General features: G+C 65.4%; 23 protein-coding genes and 1 tRNA gene. 19 read left to right on the top strand and 5 right to left on the bottom strand.

The genetic code is table 11. The features are described from left to right. Positions 1 to 3: 3 nt before the first annotated feature. Both tatB and tatC read left to right on the top strand, forming a co-directional pair. The gene (gene tatB / locus ACVMK0_RS07645) at positions 4 to 534 is read left to right on the top strand and encodes a Sec-independent protein translocase protein TatB (protein ID WP_250961091.1); all 531 of its coding nucleotides are present in this window, start codon (positions 4 to 6) and stop codon (positions 532 to 534) included. Positions 535 to 551: 17 nt separating this feature from the next. Beyond that, positions 552 to 1,343, top strand: coding sequence for a twin-arginine translocase subunit TatC (tatC, locus tag ACVMK0_RS07640; protein WP_476463433.1), 792 nt, complete (start codon positions 552 to 554; stop codon positions 1,341 to 1,343). A 30-nt stretch (positions 1,344 to 1,373) separates the two neighbouring features. Here tatC and ACVMK0_RS07635 read toward each other — a convergent pair whose 3' ends face one another. Continuing rightward, positions 1,374 to 2,537: a S1C family serine protease gene (locus ACVMK0_RS07635; protein WP_476463432.1), complete on the bottom strand. Its 1,164-nt coding sequence runs from the start codon at positions 2,535 to 2,537 to the stop codon at positions 1,374 to 1,376. Between the two features lie 109 nt (positions 2,538 to 2,646). Between ACVMK0_RS07635 and ACVMK0_RS07630 the strand changes: the two genes are divergently transcribed. The 15 genes from ACVMK0_RS07630 to ACVMK0_RS07560 all read left to right on the top strand — a co-directional run bounded on the left by ACVMK0_RS07630 (position 2,647) and on the right by ACVMK0_RS07560 (position 12,787). After that, positions 2,647 to 2,832, top strand: coding sequence for a DUF3149 domain-containing protein (locus tag ACVMK0_RS07630; protein ID WP_045536045.1), 186 nt, complete (start codon positions 2,647 to 2,649; stop codon positions 2,830 to 2,832). Positions 2,833 to 2,889: 57 nt separating this feature from the next. Beyond that, positions 2,890 to 3,690 carry a Nif3-like dinuclear metal center hexameric protein gene (locus ACVMK0_RS07625; protein ID WP_476463431.1) on the top strand — a complete coding sequence of 267 codons (801 nt, stop codon included), beginning with the start codon at positions 2,890 to 2,892 and terminating at the stop codon, positions 3,688 to 3,690. Further along, positions 3,687 to 4,709 carry a 4-hydroxythreonine-4-phosphate dehydrogenase PdxA gene (pdxA, locus tag ACVMK0_RS07620; RefSeq protein ID WP_476463430.1) on the top strand — a complete coding sequence of 341 codons (1,023 nt, stop codon included), beginning with the start codon at positions 3,687 to 3,689 and terminating at the stop codon, positions 4,707 to 4,709. Before ACVMK0_RS07625 ends, pdxA begins: the two co-directional genes overlap by 4 nt. Before the next feature lie 160 nt (positions 4,710 to 4,869). Then, positions 4,870 to 5,466, top strand: coding sequence for a ubiquinol-cytochrome c reductase iron-sulfur subunit (gene petA, locus ACVMK0_RS07615; protein ID WP_045536039.1), 597 nt, complete (start codon positions 4,870 to 4,872; stop codon positions 5,464 to 5,466). 20 nt (positions 5,467 to 5,486) lie between these two features. Then, positions 5,487 to 6,911 (top strand): cytochrome b, encoded by a 1,425-nt coding sequence (locus ACVMK0_RS07610; RefSeq protein WP_476463429.1) that lies wholly within the window; start codon positions 5,487 to 5,489, stop codon positions 6,909 to 6,911. A 37-nt stretch (positions 6,912 to 6,948) separates the two neighbouring features. Next, positions 6,949 to 7,701, top strand: a complete 753-nt coding sequence (locus ACVMK0_RS07605; protein WP_476463428.1) for a cytochrome c1 — start codon at positions 6,949 to 6,951, stop codon at positions 7,699 to 7,701. 119 nt (positions 7,702 to 7,820) lie between these two features. After that, positions 7,821 to 8,432, top strand: a complete 612-nt coding sequence (locus ACVMK0_RS07600) for a glutathione S-transferase N-terminal domain-containing protein (RefSeq protein WP_045536033.1) — start codon at positions 7,821 to 7,823, stop codon at positions 8,430 to 8,432. Positions 8,433 to 8,444: 12 nt separating this feature from the next. Further along, the gene (locus tag ACVMK0_RS07595) at positions 8,445 to 8,942 is read left to right on the top strand and encodes a ClpXP protease specificity-enhancing factor (RefSeq protein WP_045536031.1); all 498 of its coding nucleotides are present in this window, start codon (positions 8,445 to 8,447) and stop codon (positions 8,940 to 8,942) included. A gap of 14 nt (positions 8,943 to 8,956) precedes the next feature. After that, a tRNA-Thr gene (locus ACVMK0_RS07590) sits at positions 8,957 to 9,032 on the top strand. A gap of 73 nt (positions 9,033 to 9,105) precedes the next feature. Then, positions 9,106 to 9,417 (top strand): 50S ribosomal protein L21, encoded by a 312-nt coding sequence (gene rplU, locus ACVMK0_RS07585; protein WP_029462341.1) that lies wholly within the window; start codon positions 9,106 to 9,108, stop codon positions 9,415 to 9,417. A 13-nt stretch (positions 9,418 to 9,430) separates the two neighbouring features. Further along, on the top strand, positions 9,431 to 9,706 hold the full coding sequence (rpmA, locus tag ACVMK0_RS07580) for a 50S ribosomal protein L27 (protein WP_250961098.1): 276 nt from the start codon (positions 9,431 to 9,433) through the stop codon (positions 9,704 to 9,706). Between the two features lie 167 nt (positions 9,707 to 9,873). After that, a complete protein-coding gene (cgtA, locus tag ACVMK0_RS07575) occupies positions 9,874 to 10,932 on the top strand; it encodes an Obg family GTPase CgtA (RefSeq protein WP_476463427.1) in 1,059 nt (352 codons plus the stop codon). Between the two features lie 48 nt (positions 10,933 to 10,980). Next, positions 10,981 to 12,162 carry a glutamate 5-kinase gene (gene proB, locus ACVMK0_RS07570; protein WP_476463426.1) on the top strand — a complete coding sequence of 394 codons (1,182 nt, stop codon included), beginning with the start codon at positions 10,981 to 10,983 and terminating at the stop codon, positions 12,160 to 12,162. A 290-nt stretch (positions 12,163 to 12,452) separates the two neighbouring features. Continuing rightward, the gene (locus ACVMK0_RS07565; RefSeq protein ID WP_476463425.1) at positions 12,453 to 12,614 is read left to right on the top strand and encodes a DNA-binding protein; all 162 of its coding nucleotides are present in this window, start codon (positions 12,453 to 12,455) and stop codon (positions 12,612 to 12,614) included. Between the two features lie 11 nt (positions 12,615 to 12,625). Continuing rightward, positions 12,626 to 12,787, top strand: coding sequence for a hypothetical protein (locus tag ACVMK0_RS07560; protein ID WP_476463424.1), 162 nt, complete (start codon positions 12,626 to 12,628; stop codon positions 12,785 to 12,787). 7 nt (positions 12,788 to 12,794) lie between these two features. On the opposite strand, the gene ACVMK0_RS07555 is transcribed toward ACVMK0_RS07560, so the two are convergent. After that, positions 12,795 to 13,367, bottom strand: coding sequence for a CNP1-like family protein (locus ACVMK0_RS07555; RefSeq protein WP_476463423.1), 573 nt, complete (start codon positions 13,365 to 13,367; stop codon positions 12,795 to 12,797). Beyond that, positions 13,364 to 14,089 (bottom strand): RNA pyrophosphohydrolase, encoded by a 726-nt coding sequence (locus ACVMK0_RS07550; protein ID WP_250961110.1) that lies wholly within the window; start codon positions 14,087 to 14,089, stop codon positions 13,364 to 13,366. Before ACVMK0_RS07550 ends, ACVMK0_RS07555 begins: the two co-directional genes overlap by 4 nt. Before the next feature lie 156 nt (positions 14,090 to 14,245). On the opposite strand from ACVMK0_RS07550, the gene ACVMK0_RS07545 reads away from it, so the two are divergent. Both ACVMK0_RS07545 and ACVMK0_RS07540 read left to right on the top strand, forming a co-directional pair. After that, positions 14,246 to 15,991, top strand: a complete 1,746-nt coding sequence (locus tag ACVMK0_RS07545; RefSeq protein WP_476463422.1) for a proline--tRNA ligase — start codon at positions 14,246 to 14,248, stop codon at positions 15,989 to 15,991. A 61-nt stretch (positions 15,992 to 16,052) separates the two neighbouring features. Then, on the top strand, positions 16,053 to 16,643 hold the full coding sequence (locus ACVMK0_RS07540) for a lytic transglycosylase domain-containing protein (protein ID WP_476464663.1): 591 nt from the start codon (positions 16,053 to 16,055) through the stop codon (positions 16,641 to 16,643). 32 nt (positions 16,644 to 16,675) lie between these two features. Here ACVMK0_RS07540 and grxD read toward each other — a convergent pair whose 3' ends face one another. Both grxD and ACVMK0_RS07530 read right to left on the bottom strand, forming a co-directional pair. Next, positions 16,676 to 17,011: a Grx4 family monothiol glutaredoxin gene (gene grxD / locus ACVMK0_RS07535; protein WP_476463421.1), complete on the bottom strand. Its 336-nt coding sequence runs from the start codon at positions 17,009 to 17,011 to the stop codon at positions 16,676 to 16,678. An 83-nt stretch (positions 17,012 to 17,094) separates the two neighbouring features. Beyond that, a complete protein-coding gene (locus ACVMK0_RS07530; protein WP_045536012.1) occupies positions 17,095 to 18,339 on the bottom strand; it encodes a BaiN/RdsA family NAD(P)/FAD-dependent oxidoreductase in 1,245 nt (414 codons plus the stop codon). Between the last annotated feature and the right edge of the window lie 24 nt (positions 18,340 to 18,363).

Below are 18,363 nucleotides of genomic sequence, written 5' to 3'. Positions count from 1 at the left end.
TGCATGCTGGATTTTGGAATTTCAGAGCTCGCCCTGATTGCGGTCGTGGCGTTGGTGGTCATCGGGCCCGAAAAGCTGCCCCGCGTGGCGCGCACCGTGGGCACCCTGCTGGGCAAGGCGCAGCGCTACGTGGCTGATGTCAAGGCCGAGGTCAACCGCTCGATGGACCTCGAAGAGCTGAAAAAAATGAAAGAATCGGTCGAGGGTGCGGCGCGCGAGGTGCAATCCGGCGTCGGCAGCTTCGAGAAAGATTGGATGGAGGCCACGGCGGGGCTCGAGGGCTCCGGTGCGCCTGAAGCATCCGAGACCACGCCGCGCATCGACCCCCACACCGCTTACTCGCTCGGGCACTCGGTCTATCCGCCGTTTTCGCGCCCCAAAAAGAGCTTCAGGTTGCGCCAGCAAGCGGTGCCCAAGTGGTACAAGGCGCGCACCGGCCAGCGCAGCTTCGTGCAGTCGGGCGCGGCGCGGGTGGCGCGCCACCGGCCCAAAACCTACCCAGTCGCCTCCAGCGCCATGACGCCCTCGCGTTGATCCCACTCGAGCACCCCATGGCAGACCCCACACCCAAGGCCGATGAGCTCGCCGGCACCGAACAACCCTTCGTGCAGCACCTGGTCGAGTTGCGCGACCGCATCCTCTACGGCTTGGCCGGCGTGGTGCTGTGTGCCATCGGGCTGGCGATCTGGCCCGGACCGGGTGGCTTGATCGACTTCATCGCCGTTCCCATCCGCAACCACATGCCGCCCGACGCCAAGCTGATCGCCGTCGGCGTCTTCAGCCCGTTCTTTGTGCCGCTCAAGGTGTTGTTGATGTCGGCCATGATCGTCGCCTTGCCTTGGCTCATGTACCAGATGTGGGCCTTTGTGGCTCCGGGTTTGTACAGCCACGAAAAGCGCTTTGCCCTGCCGCTGATCTTCATCGGCAGCATGCTGGCCTACGTGGGCATCGCGTTCGTGCAGTTTTTTGTGCTCGACCAGATGTTCTTTTTCATCCAGGGCTTCACCCCGGACAGCGTCGCCGCCACGCCCGACATCGCCTCCTACGTGCAGGCGATTTTGTCGCTCTACTTGGCCTTTGGGCTGGCGTTTCAGGTGCCGGTGGTGGTCATGCTGCTGGTGCGCTTCAACCTCGCGACCATTCAGCAGCTCAAGGATTTTCGCGGCTATTTCATCGTCTTGGCCTTTGTCATCGCTGCCATCGTCACACCGCCCGATGTGATTTCGCAACTGGCGCTAGCGATACCGATGTGTCTGCTGTATCAGGTGGGCATTTGGGCGTCGCACTGGTTCAGCAAGTTCAGTCGGGCGCCCGAAGAACCCGAGGCGGCGGACAAAACTTGAACCAAGCGAGCGGTACTTAGAGCGCCGCAGCTAGCGCGCATTGTCCGGTGCATTCGAAGCGGGCGGTGGAGGGCGCCGCCCCGGCGTCACTTGCAGTGCCAAGCGCTCGCCCCGTCGCTCAATTTCCAACTGCGCTGGCTGCCCCGGGGGCAAAGCCGCCACAGCCGCCAGCAAAGCCGCGACATCCGGCACCGGTTGCCCGGCCACGCTCAACACCACATCGCCGGGCCGCACTCCAGCTTGCGCCGCCGGGGCGTCGCGCAGCACGCCGATGATGATCACGCCGCGCTCCTGTCGCAGACCAAAATGCTGTGCCAAGTCCGGGGTGATGGCTTGCGGTTCGACCCCGATCCAGCCGCGCGTCACCGCGCCGTCGCGCACGATCTCCTTGAGCACATCGCGCGCGGTGGAGGTGGGAATGGCAAAACCGATGCCCATGAACCCGCCCGAGCGCGTGAAGATGGCGGTGTTGATGCCGATCAGGTGGCCTTGCACATCGACCAGCGCGCCGCCCGAGTTGCCGGGGTTGATGGCGGCGTCGGTCTGGATGAAATCCTCGAAGATGTTGATGCCCAGTTGCGTGCGCCCCAAGGCGCTGACGATGCCACTGGTGACCGTCTGCCCGACGCCAAAGGGGTTGCCGATCGCCAGCACCGCATCGCCCACGCGCAGCGCGTTGGAGTCGCCCAGCACCGCCACCGGCAACTCGGGCAGATCGATCTGCAGCACCGCGAGGTCGGTGTCGGGGTCGGTGCCCACCACCCGCGCAAAGGCTTGGCGGCCATCGCTGAGCTGGATTTCGATTTCCTCGGCCCCGTCGATCACGTGGTGGTTGGTGAGCACGTGGCCGGCGCTGCTCACGATCACGCCAGAGCCCAGCCCGGTTTGGGGCGAGCGCGGCGCCTGTTCGCCAAAAAAGAAGCGAAACCACGGGTCGTCGGCGTGCGGGTGGCGCTGTGGGGCCTGACGGGCGCTGATGCTCACCACCGCCGGCGCCGCCAGTTGGGCCGCAGCGCTCAGGCTGGCAGCGGCCACCGCTTCGCTGCGGGCCGCGCCGGGGGCGGCTTCGAGCAGCGGCACGGTGCGTAGCTGCGCCTGGCCCTGCAACCACTGCGGCTGCAAGGTGGCCACCACGAACCAAGCCGCCAGCAGCACGGTCACGGTTTGGGAAAACAACAGCCAGGTTTGTTTCATATTGGAATCGGTTTGTCTTTTGCGTACAGTTTGACCTGCGTCAAGGCGCCGGCGATCGAGCTGGCTTCCAATCGAAGCTGTCTGTTAATCCCGCATGAAAGGAGGGGTCATGGAGGCTTGGAATGAACTGTTCTCTACCACCTACGGTTTGCTTAGCATCGTCACCATCGTCGGTGTGATCGTCATGGCGGCGTGGTTTTACCGCTATTTTGTCACCAAGATGGACGAGTCGGAGCGCGAAGAAAAGCAGCGCCAAAAACAAAGCCCGCTGGGCCGCCCGTCTGGGCAGTCTTAAGCCCGTGCGCGGCTGGTGCGACAATCGGGCACCTTGTGTGTCCGGACGGGTTGCGCCATGCTTACATCTTTAGCTCCCAGCGCTTGCGCTGCACCGGCCGTCGAGCGCAGCGTGTTGCTGCAGCGCCTCGACGCCACGCTGCAACCCGAGCGCTTTCAAGACTACGGCCCCAACGGCTTGCAGGTCGAGGGTCGGGCGCAGGTGCGGCACTTGGTCAGCGGCGTCACGGCCAGCCGCGAATTGATCGAGCGCGCCATTGCGACCGGGGCCGACGCCATTCTGGTGCATCACGGCCTGTTTTGGCGCGGCCAAAGCGCCTGCGTCACCGGCTGGATGAAGCAGCGGCTGGCGCTGCTGCTGGCGCACGACGTGAGCCTGCTGGCCTACCACCTGCCGCTCGACGCCCACCCCAGCTTGGGCAACAACGCCCAGTTGGCGCAGCGCTTGGGCTTTAGCCCCCTGGCCGACGGCTGGGGCCGCTTTGGCGAACAAGATCTGGGCTTTGTGGGCCACACCGATTGCCCCGACGCCCTTTCCTTGGCGGCACACGTGCAGCAGCAACTGGGGCGGCCCGTGACGCTCATCGACGCCGCCCCCGGTCGCCCCTTGCGCCGCATTGCGTGGTGCAGCGGCGGGGCGCAAAGTTATTTCGAGGCGGCCATCGCTGCCGGGGCCGATGCCTTTATCACCGGCGAACTGTCCGAGCCGCAAACCCACCTGGCGCGCGAGTGCGGGGTGGCCTATCTGGCATGCGGCCACCACGCCACCGAGCGTTACGGCGCCCCGGCGCTGGGGGCGGCCGTGGCGGCCGAGCTGGGCCTGACGCACCAGTTCATCGACATCGACAACCCGGCATGAACGCGCCGCGCCCCATCGCCATAAGCATGGGCGACCCGGCCGGTGTGGGGCCGGAGCTGATCGCTCAGGTGTTTCGTTTGCAGCCTAGCTGGTCCAGCCGCTGCGTGGTGGTGGCCGATTTGGCCGTGATGCGCCGCGCCGTGGCCCTCAGCGGTGGCTTGTTGCCGCTGGCCGTGCTGGAGCACTGGCAGCAGGCGGCCGATCTGCCACCGCGCTGTGTGCCGCTGCTGCCGCTGCCGGCCATGGCCGAACTGCCGCCACTGGGGCAAGTGAGCGCTGCGGCTGGGCGCGCTGCGGCCAGAGCCGTCGAAGTGGCTACGGCGGCGGTGTTGCGTGGCGAGGCGGCGGCGCTGGTGACCGCCCCCATCCACAAAGGGGCGTGGCACGCCGCCGGCATCCACCACCCCGGCCACACCGAGATGCTGCAGGCGCTGGCGGCGGCGCACGTGGGCTGCACCGTGGCGCAGTTGCCGGTGCGCATGATGCTCTCCAACGCCGAGCTGCACACCGTGCTGGTGAGCGTGCACCTGCCCTTGCGCGCCGCCATTGACGCCGTGACCCACGCGCAGGTGTTGCAAACCCTGCAGCTCACGCACCGGCATTTTGCTCAAGTGCTCGGGCGCTCGCAGTGCCGCATCGCGGTGGCGGGCCTGAACCCACACGCGGGCGAGGGCGGGCTGTTTGGGCGCGAAGAGATCGAGCACATCGCGCCGGCCATCGCGGCCGCGCAGGCGGAGGGCATTGACGCCCAAGGCCCCTTTGCCCCCGACACCGTGTACATGCGCGCACGCCGTGGCGAGTTCGACGTGGTGCTGGCCATGTACCACGACCAAGGGCTGATCCCGGTCAAGTACCTGGGGCTGGAGCAGGGCATCAACACCACCTTGGGCTTGCCTTTTTTGCGCACCAGCCCAGACCACGGCACCGCCTTCGATTTGGCCGGCAATGGGAACGCCGACCCGTCCAGCCTGCTGGCCGCGCTGCGCGCCGCGCTGGCGCACCCAGACTGCCTCCCGTAGGCGGGTCCGTGCCATAGGCGGTCGGTCACCTAGTGCTGCCAAGGGTCTTGGGTGTGGGCTGGTTTCAATCCCTTACAATCCGGTGTGTTTTGGGGCGTTGAAGCGGCTGCGCTGGTTTTTCGCCCCGACTCCCGAGTCCTCACGTCACAGAAAGATTCCCATGAGCGAAGCCGCCGTAGACAACGGTCGCCGTGTTTGGCTGATTTCCACCTGCGCCATGGGCGGCGTGGGGGCAGCTGCGGTCGCCGTCCCCTTCGTCAGTTCCTTTCAACCCTCTGCGCGTGCGCGCGCCGCCGGGGCCTCGGTTGAGGTGGATATTTCCCGCTTGGCCCCGGGCGAAAAAATGGTGGTCGAGTGGCGTGGGCGCCCGGTTTGGGTGCTGCACCGCACGCCCGAAATGATCGCCTCGCTTGAGGTCGTCGAGCCGCGTCTGGCCGACCCCGAATCCGAGCGCCGCGTCTTCCCCACGCCCGAATACGCACTCAACCGGCACCGCTCGATCAAGCCCGAGTTTCTGGTGGCTGTCGGCGTGTGCACACACTTCGGCTGTTCGCCCACCTCGCGTTTTGCCACGGGCGACCAACCCGGGTTGCCGGCCGATTGGCCGGGCGGTTTTTTCTGCCCCTGCCACGGCTCGGCCTTTGATCTGTCGGGGCGCGTCTTTGCCAACATGCCGGCGCCCGACAACCTCGAAATCCCGCCCCACATGTACCTGAGCGACACCATGATTTTGGTGGGCGAAGACCAACAAGCCTGAAGGCGCGCACAAGGAAGATCATGGCTGCCGAATACAAAGAAATCTCCCCCAACGCCCCAGCGGGCGAGCAGTTGCTCAACTGGATCGACAACCGCTTTCCGCTGACCAAACTCTACAAAGAGCACCTGTCGGAATACTACGCGCCCAAAAACCTCAATTTTTGGTACTTTTTTGGCTCGCTGGCGCTGCTGGTGCTGGTGATCCAGATCATCTCGGGCATCTTTTTGGTGATGCACTACAAGCCCGACGCGACGCTCAACGCCGCCGGGGTGCCGGTGGCCTTCGCCTCGGTCGAGTACATCATGCGCGAAGTCGAGTGGGGCTGGCTGATCCGCTACATCCACTCGACCGGGGCCTCGTTCTTTTTCATCGTGGTCTATCTGCACATGTTCCGTGGCCTGATCTACGGCTCGTATCGCAAGCCGCGCGAGCTGATCTGGCTCTTTGGCTGCGGCATTTTGCTGGTGCTGATGGCCATCGCCTTCACCGGTTACCTGCTGCCTTGGGGCCAGATGTCGTTCTGGGGTGCGGCGGTGATCGTCAACCTGTTTGCCGCCATCCCCATCATCGGGCCCGATCTGGCGCTGCTCATCCGCGGCGATTTCGTGGTCGGCGACGCCACCCTTAACCGCTTCTTCAGCCTGCACGTGATCGCGCTGCCGCTGGTGCTGCTGGGCTTGGTGGTGGCACACATCATCGCGCTGCACGAAGTCGGCTCCAACAACCCCGACGGCATCGAGATCAAGAAGCACAAAGACGCCAACGGCAAGCCGCTCGACGGCATCCCGTTTCACCCCTACTACTCGGTGCACGACCTGATGGGCGTGGGCGTGTTCCTGATGATCTTCTCGGCCGTGGTGTTCTTTGCGCCCTCGGGTGGCGGCTTCTTCCTCAAGTACACCAACCTGATCCCGGCCGACCCGCTGGTCACGCCGGCGCACATCGCCCCGGTCTGGTACTTTGCGCCCTACTACTCGATGCTGCGCGCCGTGACCACCGAGTTCATGTACGTGCTCGTGGCCGGCGTCTGGTTGGCGGCCTTCATCGGCATCTTCCGCTCTGGTTTTGGCACGGTGGGCAAGGGCTTGGTGCTGGGTGGCGCCGTGGTCGGTACGCTGGCCATGCTGGGGCTCGACGCCATGTTCTGGGGCGTGGTGGTGATGGGCGCGGCGGTGGTGATCCTGTGCTTCTTGCCTTGGCTCGACCGTGCGCCCGTGGCCTCCATCCGCTACCGCCCGACCTGGAACAAGTACCTGTATGGCGCCTTTGTCGTCAACTTTGCCATCATGGGCTACTTTGGGGTGTTGCCGCCGTCGGTCATCAGCACCCGCTTCTCGCAGTTCGGCACCTTGTTCTACCTCGGCTTTTTCTTGCTGATGCCGTGGTGGAGCCGCTTGGGTGAGTTCAAGCCGGTGCCTAGCCGCGTCAGCTTTACCCCACACTGATCAGCCGATCCGTACGCATACGCTGGAGTCAACGAATATGAAAAAATGGATTGTGGCTGGCCTGTTGGCGTTTGGTCTGGTCTCGGGTGCGGTGGCGGCCAAAGGTGCCTTTCCGCTGGACCGTGCCCCTGACCTGAGCAACGACGTCGAGGCCTTGCAACGCGGCGGCAAATTGTTCGTCAACTACTGCCTGAGCTGCCATGCGGCCTCGTTCGAGCGCTACAAGCGTTTCAAAGAACTGGGCCTGACCGAGCGCCAGATTCGCGAGAACTTTCTGTTCACCGATGGCCGCGTGGGCGACCTTATGCAAGTCGCCATCAGCCCGGCTGACGCCAAGGTGTTTTGGGGCAAAGCCGCCCCTGATTTGACCATGATCACGCGCTCGCGCGCAGGTTCGGGCGGTACCGACTACATCTTTACCCTGCTGCGTTCGTACTACCGCGACGACATGATCGCCCATGGTTGGAACAACCTTGCATTCCCCAACATCGCCATGCCCAACCCGCTGTGGTACCTGCAAGGCGAGCGCCGTCCGATCATCGAAACCGTGGCCAACGCCGACGGCAGCAGCACGCAAGTGCTGCGCGGCTGGGAGCAGGTCACGCCCGGCACCATGAGCCCCGAGGAGTTCGATCGCTCGGTAGCCGAACTGGTGGCCTTCCTCGACTGGTTGGCCGAGCCGCACCAAGACCAGCGCCAGCAGCTCGGGATTTTTGTGCTGCTGTTCCTCGCCGGCTTCACCGTTCTGGCGTGGAAGCTGAACAAGGAATACTGGAAAGACATCAAGTAAATCCTGCATGCACGCCGCCCGCAGCCGGGCCTGCTTGTGACAGTGGTCTGCCTTGTCCCCGTTGGGGGCTCCAATGGGCACGCCACTGTTTGTTTTTTTGTATCTAGGATCTGACAACCATGATGGTTTTGTACTCGGGCACCACCTGCCCTTTCTCGCACCGCTGCCGTTTCGTGTTGTTCGAAAAGGGCATGGACTTTGAGATCCGTGACGTCGATCTGTACAACAAGCCCGAAGACATCGCACTCATGAACCCCTACGCGCAGGTGCCCATATTGGTCGAGCGCGACCTGATCCTGTACGAGTCCAACATCATCAACGAGTACATCGACGAGCGCTTCCCACACCCGCAGTTGATGCCCGGCGACCCGGTGGAGCGCGCGCGTGTGCGCCTGTTTTTGCTCAACTTCGAGAAAGAACTGTTCAGCCACGTCTTGGTGCTCGAAAATCGCAGCCTCAAGGCGGGCGACAAGTCAATCGACAAAGCCCGCAACCACATCCGCGACCGCCTGACCCAATTGGCCCCAGTGTTCCTCAAGAACAAATTCATGCTCGGCGACAACTTCTCGATGCTCGACGTGGCGATCGCGCCGCTGCTGTGGCGGCTGGACCACTACGGCATCGAGCTGAGCAAAAATGCCGCGCCGCTGCTCAAGTACGCCGAGCGCATTTTTTCGCGTCCGCCCTACATCGAGGCGCTCACGCCCTCCGAAAAAGTGATGCGCAAGTAAGCGCCCTTCGCTATGAGCCAGGACAACCCACCGCTGCCCTCAACCCGGCCCTACCTGATTCGGGCCCTGCATGAGTGGTGCAGCGACAACGGTTTCACTCCCTACCTGGTGGTGGCGGTGGACTCTAGGGTGCGGGTGCCGCAAGAGTTTGTGCAAGACGGGCAGATCGTGCTCAACACCAGCTACGAGGCCACCAGCCACCTGCAACTGGGCAACGACACGATCGAGTTCAAAGCCCGCTTTGGCGGGGTGCCGCGCGACGTGTGGGTGCCGATCGACCACGTGCTGGCGATTTACGCGCGCGAAAACGGCAGCGGGATGGCTTTTGATCCGCCCGAGCCTGAGCCCGAAGATCAAGCCGCACCTGCAGGCTCGGTGTCCGGGCTCAAGCTGGTGCCCTCGTCTGTGCCTGAGCCCGAAGGCGCTGCACCCAGCGAGGGTTCTGGCCCCCCCCCGTCTGGCCCCAAGCCGAGCAAGCCGCGCCAGCCCGTGCTCAAGCGCGTGAAGTAGAATACGCACCCATCGCCGCCTTAGCTCAGTTGGTAGAGCAACCGCCTTGTAAGCGGTAGGTCGTCAGTTCGAATCCGACAGGCGGCACCATCCCCACCCGTTTTTGGTACAATGCGCGATTCTTTGGGAATCAGCCCAGAGAAATCACCATTTGAGGTTTCCAATGTACGCGGTCATAAAAACCGGCGGCAAGCAGTATCGCGTTGCCGTTGGCGAAAAACTTAAAGTAGAACAGATTGCTGCGGACGTGGGCCAAGAAATCGTGATCGACCAGGTGTTGGCCGTCGGCAGCGGCGACAGCATCCAGGTTGGCACGCCCTTGGTCAGCGGCGCAACGGTCACAGCCACGGTGGTCTCGCACGGTCGTGGCGACAAAATCCGCATCTTCAAGATGCGCCGTCGCAAGCACTACCAGAAGCGCCAGGGCCACCGGCAAAACTTCACCGAGCTGCAAATCGGCTCGATCCAGGCATAAGGAGCGGCACACCATGGCACAGAAAAAAGGCGGCGGCTCAACCCGCAACGGCCGCGACTCACAACCCAAGATGCTGGGCGTCAAGGTCTTTGGTGGCCAAGAAGTTTCGGCCGGTGCGATCATCGTGCGCCAGCGCGGCACCAAATTCCACCCCGGCACCGGCACCGGCATCGGCAAAGACCACACCATTTTTGCCACTGTCGATGGCACGGTGGGTTTTGCGGTCAAGGGCGCCTTGAACCGCAAGGTGATCAGCGTCGAGGCTGCCGCAGCGCCCGAGACGGTCTGATCGGCTTGCTCGGTTTGCGCCAGCGGCCACGGCGGGCTTGCCCAGTTAGCTTAGCAGCGCAACGCCCCCACAGCCACCTAGAGGCCCGCTTGCGGGCCTTTGTTTATTGCCCATCATGTTGCCTACTTAGGCTCCGTTGACCCCACATTGGCCTCACAATTGCCCCCATGAAGTTTGTTGACGAAACCACGATCGAGGTGGCGGCGGGCGATGGTGGCAGTGGCTGCGCCTCGTTCCGGCACGAAAAGTACAAAGAATTCGGCGGCCCCGACGGCGGCGACGGCGGCCGTGGCGGCCACGTCTATGCCTTGGCCGACGAAAACCTGAACACGCTGGTGGACTTTCGCTACACGCGCAAGTTTGAGGCCCAGCGCGGCGAGCACGGCAAGGGCTCCGACATGTTCGGCCACAAGGGCGAAGACATCGTGCTCAAAATGCCGGTCGGCACCTTGGTGCGCGACGCCGACACCGGCGCCCTGTTGCACGAACTGCTGCAACCGGGCCAGCTGGTGCTGCTGGCCAAGGGCGGCGACGGCGGCTTTGGCAACCTGCGCTTCAAGAGCGCGATCAATCGCGCCCCGCGCCAAAAAACCCCAGGCCACCCCGGGCAGCGCTTCAACTTGCAGCTCGAGCTCAAGCTGCTGGCCGACGTCGGCCTGCTGGGCCTGCCCAATGCCGGCAAATCGACCTTCATCACCGCGGTGTCCAACGCCCGGCCCAAGATCGCCGACTACCCCTTCACCACCTTGCACCCCAATTTGGGTGTGGTGCGCGTGGGGCCTGAAAAGAGCTTTGTGATCGCCGACCTGCCGGGCCTGATCGAAGGCGCAGCCGAAGGCGCGGGGCTCGGGCACCTGTTTTTGCGTCATCTGCAGCGCACCCGGCTGCTGCTGCACGTGGTCGATCTGGCCCCCTTCGACGACGCGGTCGATCCGGTGGCGCAGGCGCGGGCGATCGTCAAAGAGCTGAAAAAATACGACCCGGCGCTCCACGCCAAGCCGCGCTGGCTGGTGCTCAACAAGCTCGACATGGTGCCCGAAGCCGAGCGGGCGCAGCGCGTGCGCGACTTTGTGCGCCGCTTTCGCCACAAGGGGCCGGTGTTCGAGATCTCGGCCCTCACCCGCGAGGGCTGCGAGCGCTTGGTGCAGCAAATCTACCAGCACATCGCCGCCAGCCAGCAGGCCGAACGGCCACCAGCCGAGGTCGATCCGCGCTTCGAGCCTTAAAACTGTCGCGCTGCGCCGCCTCATCCTGCCCGCTCATCTTTTTTACACATGGATCAACCAGCCAGCTTGGCGCCTGAATGGCGCGTCCCCGAGGCCGCCGTGGCCGAGCGGCTGCGTGCGGCGCGGCGCATTGTGGTCAAGGTCGGCTCCAGCCTGGTCACCAACGAAGGCCGCGGCCTAGACGAAGCCGCCATCGGGCAGTGGAGCGCGCAGCTCAGCAAGCTGGTGGGGCAGGGGCGCGAGGCGATCGTGGTCAGCAGCGGCGCCATTGCCGAGGGCATGAAGCGCTTGGGCTGGGCCGTGCGCCCCAAAGCCATCAACGAGCTGCAAGCCGCCGCCGCCGTGGGCCAGATGGGGCTGGTGCAGATGTACGAAACCAAGCTGCGCCAGTTGGGGCTGGGCAGTGCACAAGTGCTGCTCACCCATGCCGACCTGGCCGACCGCGAGCGCTACCTCAACGCCCGCTCGACCCTGCTCACGCTGCTGGCGCACCGGGTGCTGCCGGTGATCAACGAGAACGACACCGTGGTCACCGACGAGATCAAGTTCGGCGACAACGACACCTTGGGCGCGTTGGTGGCCAACTTGGTCGAGGCCGATTTGCTCGTCATCCTCACCGACCAAAAAGGGCTCTACAGCGCCGACCCGCGCCGCGACCCGCAAGCCCGCTTTGTCCAGGCCGCGCGCGCCGGCGACCCAGCGCTCGAAGCCATGGCCGGTGGGGCCGGCTCGCGCATCGGCACCGGGGGCATGATCACCAAAATTTTGGCCGCCAAGCGCGCCGCCAGTTCGGGCGCCAGCACCGTGATCGCTTGGGGGCGCGAGCCCGACGCGCTGTTGCGCCTGCTCGAGGGCGAGCCCATCGGCACCTGCCTGCTGGCCGATACGCCCAAGCTGCAAGCGCGCAAGCAGTGGATGGCCGACCACCTGCAACTGCGCGGCGCGGTGCGCCTAGACGCCGGCGCCGCCGCCAAAATCGTGCAAGAAGGCAAGAGCCTGCTGCCCATCGGCATGACGGCGGTCGAGGGCGAGTTTGCACGAGGCGACGTGATCGCCCTGCGCGGCCCCAACGGCAGCGAGCTCGCACGCGGCTTGGCCAACTACAGCGCCGCCGAAGCGCGCCTGCTGTGCCGCAAAGCCTCGACCGACTTCGAGCGCCTGCTCGGATACGCCGCCGAACCCGAAATGATCCACCGCGACAACCTGGTGCTGACGCAGCGCGGGGGGTGAGGGTGGCGTGGGGAACGCATGGGTAGGTGTGGCCGGCCCAAGATTGTGTGCCCTAGCTCACGCTTGCAGAAATATAATAGCTCCGACGAAAGCATTTATACTACGTAAACATCCTCATGGAGCTTTTATATGGACGAACCGTTGCCCCTTCCGGTCCAGCGTGCCATGCACAAGCTCGGCGCCGACATCTCGCTGGCGCGTCGTCGGCGCCACTTCACGCAGGCGTCGTTGGCCGAGCGCATGGGCGCCTCCCTGAGCACAGTACGCCGCATCGAAAAGGCGATGCGCGCGTGCCTATCCACTTTATCGCCCGGGCCTTGCACGTTTTTGGCGAGATCCAGGCACTCGAGAACCTGCTCGATAGCGCCCATGACGACATCGGCCTGACGCTGATGGACGCGCGCCTGCCCAAGCGCGTTCGCACCAAGCCCGGCACCTCGGGGGCGCTCTGATGGCCGCTGCAATGTCGCTTCGCCAGCAGGTGCAACTGTGCTTGGGCAAGGCCGGGCTGGCCGTCGGGGCGCTGGTGTACGTGCGCCAAGGGCGGCGCGAGTACAGCGCGGTCGCCTACGCCGAAAAGGTACATGTCAAGCAACTTGTCGCTTCATCAAGCAGCCGAGTCTAGACACCCCCTAGCGCTGCTGCCCCTGCGCCCGCAGCGCGCGCAGCATCTGCGCCGGGGTGCCGTTGGGGGCGGCGCCGTCGCACAGTCCGGCACGGGCCAGTGCCCAAGCGGGGCGGCCGGCGGCGTGGTCGCGCCAGTCTTGCCAAGGGGTTTGGCCGGCGCTGATCCACTGGCCGGCTTCGGAGTTGAAAGGGTTGCCTAGCGGCAGCTGCGCTGGCGACCAGCGCGCATAGGTGCGCGATTCGTTGCTGCGGCAGCGCAGGCCTTGGTGCATCACGTTCACGGCACCGCTGGCGCTTTGCGCCACCACCACGAAGCGAATCACGCCATCGGCCCCCAGTTGCAGCGTATCGGGTACGAGCGCAAAGCGCAGCGGCGAGTCCACGCCCACCTCGAAGGGCACCAGGCCCTGGGTGCTGAAGGCCGGCGGCGCCGGGACGGGCCCTTCCTGCCACTGCTCGCCATCGGTCAAAAACAGGGACTGCGCGGTGGCGGGTGCCACGGCAGCGAGCAGGGCCGCTGCCAGCGCTAGGGCGCCGAGCTGGCGTGCAACAGGGGTTGAGGGGCGCAGTTTGATCATGGAGGGGTGGGCCGAGCGGGCATGACAGGTGCAACAGGCGTTTGCACCGTGGTGTCAAACTGGGGGTTGGGCTCGAAGGTGGCGCCTGGGGGCAGCTCCATGTGTGCGGGCATATTCACAGGCATGTGCACGGGCATTGGGTGCGAGGCCGCGCCGGCGCCGCTGGCCGTGCTAGGTGGGGTGGGCCGGCCTACGCTGGCCAAGCTGGGGCGCGGGTGCAGCAAACCCCGCCCACTGCGGTGGCGGGTGTCGGCGGGCAGGTGGCGCGCCAGTTCGGTGAGCGCCATTTCATAGACGCCGCGTTTGAACTCGACCACCACGTCTAGGGGCACCCAGTAGTCGTGCCAGCGCCAAGCGTCGAACTCGGGGTGCGCGGTGGCGCGCAGGTTGAGCAGCCAGTCGCCGCCGAGCAGGCGCAGCAGGTACCAGATCTGTTTCTGGCCTTTGTAGTGGCCGCGTGCATCGCGGCGGATGTAGCGGTCCGGCACTTCGTAGCGCAACCAGTCTCGCGTGCGGGCCACGACGCTCACGTGCTCGGGCTTGAGCCCGACTTCTTCGTGCAGTTCGCGGTACATGGCTTGCTCGGGGGATTCGCCCCGGTCGATGCCACCTTGCGGAAACTGCCACGAATGGGTGCGTATGCGTTTGCCCCAGAACACCTGGTTTTTCTGGTTGAGCAGAATGATGCCGACATTCGGCCTAAAGCCGTCTCTGTCAAGCATAATCAACCCCAATTTTTAAACTGTCCCGATTATGCACGGTCTGCGCCCTTTTGTGGGCCTCGTGTGGGGTCTCTGCGGCCTTGGGCGCAAGCGTCAGCGGCGCCTAGGGTGGCCCCAGTGGGCTTGCGGGTGCCAATCGGGAACGCACGCACGCCCATGAAAGCCTCACAGTTCTTTATCTCCACCCTCAAAGAAGCCCCCACCGACGCCGAAGTGGCCAGCCACCGCCTGATGCTGCGCGCCGGCCTGATCAAAAAACTCGGGGCCGGCATCTACACCTACCTGCCCATGGGGCTGCGCGTGATCCGCAAGGTCGAGCGCATCGTGCGCGAGGAGATGGACGCCGCCGGCGCGATCGAGCTCACCATGCCGGTGGTGCAGCCGGCCGAGCTGTGGCAGGAAACCGGGCGCTTCGAGAAGATGGGGCCCGAGCTGCTGCGCATCAAAGACCGGCACGAGCGCGACTTTGTGGTGCAACCCACGAGCGAAGAGGTGGTGACCGACCTCGCGCGCCAAGAGCTGCGCAGCTACAAGCAGCTGCCCAAAAACTTTTACCAGATTCAGACCAAGTTTCGCGACGAGCGCCGGCCGCGCTTTGGCCTCATGCGTGGGCGCGAGTTCACTATGAAAGACGCCTACAGCTTCGACCGCGATCGCGACGCGGCGCAGGCCAGCTACCAAGCCATGGCGGCGGCGTACCGGCGCATATTTGAGCGCTTCGGGCTGCGCTACCGCGCCGTGGCCGCCGACAGCGGCGCCATTGGCGGCGACTTGAGCGAGGAGTTTCAGGTGATCGCCGCCACCGGCGAGGACGCGATCGTCTATTGCCCCCAGAGCGACTACGCCGCCAACCTCGAAAAAGCCGAGGTGCTGGCCCCAGCCGGCCCGCGCCCGGCCCCGAGCCAGCCGCTGACGCTCACGCCCACGCCGGGCCGCAGCACCTGCGCCGACGTGGCCGAACTGCTCGGGCTGCCGCTGGCGCGCACCGTCAAATCGCTGGTGCTGGCCACCGACGAGATCAACGAGCGCGATGAACTCGTGGGCAGCCGCATCTGGCTGCTGCTGCTGCGCGGCGACCACGACATGAACGAGGTCAAGGTGGGCAAGCTGCCGGGGCTCAACCTGGGCTACCGATTTGCCACCGAGGCCGAAATCATGGCCCACTTTGGCACCCGCCCGGGCTACCTAGGGCCGATCGGGCTCAAGCGGCCGGTGCAGGTGCTGGCCGACCGCGAAGTGGCGTTGATGGCCGACTGGGTCTGCGGTGCCAACCAAGCCGACCACCACCTCACCGGTGTCAACTGGGGCCGCGATTTGCCCGAGCCCGACCTGGTGGCCGACATCCGCAACGTGCTGCCCGGCGACCCTTCGCCCGACGGCGCCGGGGAACTGCTGATCGAGCGCGGCATCGAAGTCGGGCATGTGTTCTATCTGGGCACCAAGTACAGCCGCGCCATGAACGCCACTTTTCTAGACGAAGACGGCAAACCCAAACCGTTCGAGATGGGCTGCTACGGCATCGGCATCACGCGCTTGCCGGCGGCGGCGATCGAGCAAAACCACGACGAGCGTGGCATCATCTGGCCCGACGCCATCGCGCCGTTCACGGCGGTGATCTGCCCCATCGGCATGGAGCGCAGCCCGGCGGTGCGCGCGGCGTCCGAGCGGCTGTATGGCGAACTCAAGGCGCTGGGGGTCGATATGCTGCTCGACGACCGCGGCGAGCGCCCGGGGGCGATGTTTGCCGACTGGGAGCTGATCGGCGTGCCGCACCGCATCACGGTGGGCGACAAGGGCCTCAAAGACGGCCAGATCGAGTACCAGCACCGGCGCGAGGCGCAAGCGAGCAAGCTGGAGCTGGCGCAGGCATTGCCATGGTTGCGCGAGCGGCTGGGGGTGTGAGCGGGTGATGGCAGCGTGCGAAGCCAAGGACCGTTGGAGCCGGCGCCGCTGGACGGTGGCCATGGCTGGCGCTGCTGCAGCCTCGGTGGCCGCGTGGCCGCTGCGCCCGGCGGCGGCCAGCCAGCTCGAGGAGCCGCTGGCCGATTCGGTGCGCCACGCCTTGCGCGCAGCGGTTGAGTTCGCCGACCCGCTCGAGCCCGAGTTTGCCAGCACCGAGGCGCGCATGGCCTACCTGCGCTGGCTGACGCAAATCAGCCCGCGGCTGGCGCGGCGCAAGCCCGACTTGAACGAGCGCGTGGAGTTTTTGCAGACCGTGTGGTACGAGAGCCGCCGCGCCGGCCTCGATGAGTCGCTGGTGCTGGGCCTGATCCAGGTCGAGAGCGGCTTCAGGCAGTTTGCGATCTCGGTCGTGGGGGCTCGCGGTTATATGCAGATCATGCCCTTTTGGGCGCGCTTGATCGGCGATGGCGACGTGGGCGGCCTGTTCCACCTCAAAACCAACCTGCGCTTTGGCTGCGTGATTATGCGCCACTACCTAGACCGCGAACGCGGCGACCTGTTTATGGCGCTGGGGCGCTACAACGGCAGCCGCGGGCGCAGCCCCTACCCAAACGCCGTGTTTGCGGCGCAGCGGCGCTGGCAGATCGGTTAAAAGCGCTGGGACTGGGACTAAACCGCCGGGTTTCAGGCCTTGGAGGCGCTGGAGGAGGCAAGCACCTGCTGCAGTTCGCCCGATTCGTACATCTCCATCATGATGTCGGAGCCGCCGATGAACTCGCCGCGCACGAACAGCTGCGGAATCGTGGGCCAGTTGCTGTAGTCCTTGATGCCTTGGCGGATTTCGGGGTCTTCGAGCACGTTCACGGCCTTGACGGCGCTGGACTCGACGCCGCAGGCTTTGAGGATTTGCAGCGCACGGCCCGAAAAACCGCACATGGGGAAGGTGGCGGTGCCTTTCATGAACAGCACGACGTCGTGCGTTTTGACCAGGCTGTCGATGCGTTGTTGGGTGTCGCTCATGGGGGTGGGTGGGATGGCAAGGGGAAGGCTTGAAAAGTGACGGATTATCCCTCAGCTCCTGTTTTTCTGCAGCGCCTAAAACCCTACGGGCTGCAGTGGCTGGCTTGGGGCAACGCCAGTGCGCAGGCGTGGGCGCTGGCCCAGGCCCACTGGAAGTTGTAGCCGCCCAACCAGCCGGTCACGTCCACCACTTCGCCGATGAAGTACAGCCCGGGTTGGGTCGATTCCATGCTTTGCGAGCGCAGCTGGCGCGTGTCCACGCCGCCACGCATGACTTCGGCCTTGGCCCAGCCCTCGTCGCCGTGGGGCGTGGGTGCCCACTGGTGCAGGCTGGCCGCCAGCTGCGCCAGCGCCTTGTCGCTGCAATCGCTCACGGGGCGCTGCCAGTCGGGGCGGTGTTCGGTCCAGGTGTCGCACAGGCGCTGCGGCAGCTGCTGGGCCAGCTGGTTGGGCAGCCGTTTGCGCACGCCCGCTGCCTTGGCCGCCAGCAGCGTGGCTTCGAGCGGGGCTTGGGGGTGCAGGTCGATGCGCAAGGGCTGACCGGGGTTCCAGTAGCTCGAGATTTGCAGCCCTGCCGGGCCGCTCAAACCGCGGTGGGTAAAGAGCAGGTCTTCGTCAAAAGCCATGCCCTGTTTTTTGTTGCCGGTTGCAATGTGCACCGGCAGCGCCAAGCCCGCCAAGTGCGCGAAGGGGGCCCAGCCAGAGGGTTCGAAGGTGAGCGGCACCAGCGCTGGCCGGGGTGCGACGATGGGCAGCCCAAACTGCTGCGCCAGCCGCAAGCCCCAGTCGCTGGCGCCGATCTTGGGCACCGGCAGGCCGCCCGTAGCCACCACCACAGCGTGTGCAGCCACCGCGCCGCGCTCGGTTTCGAGCCGGTAGGAGGCGCTGCCCGGTGCGCCGTCGTGCCAGTGCACGGCGCGCACGCCGCAGGGCTGCCAGTGCGTCACGCCGCCGGCGCCGCATTCGTGCAGCAGCAGAGCGATCAGGTCTTGCGCCGAGCGGCTGCAAAACAACTGGCCTTTGTGTTTTTCTTCGAAGGCCACGCCGTGGCGCTGCAGCAAGGCGATGAAGTCGGCCGGGGTGTAGCGCGCCAGCGCCGAGCGGCAAAAGGCCGGGTTCTGGCTCAGGAAGTGGCGCTGCGGCTGGCGCGGGTCGAGCTCGCGGTTGGTGAAGTTGCAGCGCCCGCCGCCCGAGATACGGATTTTTTCGGCCACCTTGGGCGCGTGATCGAGCAGCAGCACGCGCAAGCCGCGCTGGCCGGCGATGCCGGCGCAAAACAGGCCCGCCGCGCCCGCGCCGACGATGACGACGTCAAAAACCGGGGTCATGCAAGCAGTCGGGGGTGCGCGGGC

Source organism: Serpentinimonas sp. SSL01, from assembly GCF_056323735.1.
This window is presented reverse-complemented; position numbering and strand designations above follow the sequence as displayed.

Bases quoted from the DNA above. Each gene is read 5' to 3' on its own strand.
- pdxA (WP_476463430.1), top strand. From the start codon at position 3,687: ATGAACGCGCCGCGCCCCATCGCCATAAGCATGGGCGACCCGGCCGGT.
- proB (WP_476463426.1), top strand. From the start codon at position 10,981: ATGGATCAACCAGCCAGCTTGGCGCCTGAATGGCGCGTCCCCGAGGCC.
- ACVMK0_RS07630 (WP_045536045.1), top strand. From the start codon at position 2,647: ATGGAGGCTTGGAATGAACTGTTCTCTACCACCTACGGTTTGCTTAGC.
- tatC (WP_476463433.1), top strand. From the start codon at position 552: ATGGCAGACCCCACACCCAAGGCCGATGAGCTCGCCGGCACCGAACAA.
- petA (WP_045536039.1), top strand. From the start codon at position 4,870: ATGAGCGAAGCCGCCGTAGACAACGGTCGCCGTGTTTGGCTGATTTCC.
- ACVMK0_RS07635 (WP_476463432.1), bottom strand. From the start codon at position 2,537: ATGAAACAAACCTGGCTGTTGTTTTCCCAAACCGTGACCGTGCTGCTG.
- ACVMK0_RS07625 (WP_476463431.1), top strand. From the start codon at position 2,890: ATGCTTACATCTTTAGCTCCCAGCGCTTGCGCTGCACCGGCCGTCGAG.
- ACVMK0_RS07560 (WP_476463424.1), top strand. From the start codon at position 12,626: ATGTCGCTTCGCCAGCAGGTGCAACTGTGCTTGGGCAAGGCCGGGCTG.
- ACVMK0_RS07600 (WP_045536033.1), top strand. From the start codon at position 7,821: ATGATGGTTTTGTACTCGGGCACCACCTGCCCTTTCTCGCACCGCTGC.
- ACVMK0_RS07605 (WP_476463428.1), top strand. From the start codon at position 6,949: ATGAAAAAATGGATTGTGGCTGGCCTGTTGGCGTTTGGTCTGGTCTCG.
- ACVMK0_RS07555 (WP_476463423.1), bottom strand. From the start codon at position 13,367: ATGATCAAACTGCGCCCCTCAACCCCTGTTGCACGCCAGCTCGGCGCC.
- ACVMK0_RS07610 (WP_476463429.1), top strand. From the start codon at position 5,487: ATGGCTGCCGAATACAAAGAAATCTCCCCCAACGCCCCAGCGGGCGAG.
- rplU (WP_029462341.1), top strand. From the start codon at position 9,106: ATGTACGCGGTCATAAAAACCGGCGGCAAGCAGTATCGCGTTGCCGTT.
- grxD (WP_476463421.1), bottom strand. From the start codon at position 17,011: ATGAGCGACACCCAACAACGCATCGACAGCCTGGTCAAAACGCACGAC.
- ACVMK0_RS07545 (WP_476463422.1), top strand. From the start codon at position 14,246: ATGAAAGCCTCACAGTTCTTTATCTCCACCCTCAAAGAAGCCCCCACC.
- ACVMK0_RS07530 (WP_045536012.1), bottom strand. From the start codon at position 18,339: ATGACCCCGGTTTTTGACGTCGTCATCGTCGGCGCGGGCGCGGCGGGC.
- cgtA (WP_476463427.1), top strand. From the start codon at position 9,874: ATGAAGTTTGTTGACGAAACCACGATCGAGGTGGCGGCGGGCGATGGT.
- tatB (WP_250961091.1), top strand. From the start codon at position 4: ATGCTGGATTTTGGAATTTCAGAGCTCGCCCTGATTGCGGTCGTGGCG.
- ACVMK0_RS07595 (WP_045536031.1), top strand. From the start codon at position 8,445: ATGAGCCAGGACAACCCACCGCTGCCCTCAACCCGGCCCTACCTGATT.
- ACVMK0_RS07540 (WP_476464663.1), top strand. From the start codon at position 16,053: ATGGCTGGCGCTGCTGCAGCCTCGGTGGCCGCGTGGCCGCTGCGCCCG.
- rpmA (WP_250961098.1), top strand. From the start codon at position 9,431: ATGGCACAGAAAAAAGGCGGCGGCTCAACCCGCAACGGCCGCGACTCA.
- ACVMK0_RS07550 (WP_250961110.1), bottom strand. From the start codon at position 14,089: ATGCTTGACAGAGACGGCTTTAGGCCGAATGTCGGCATCATTCTGCTC.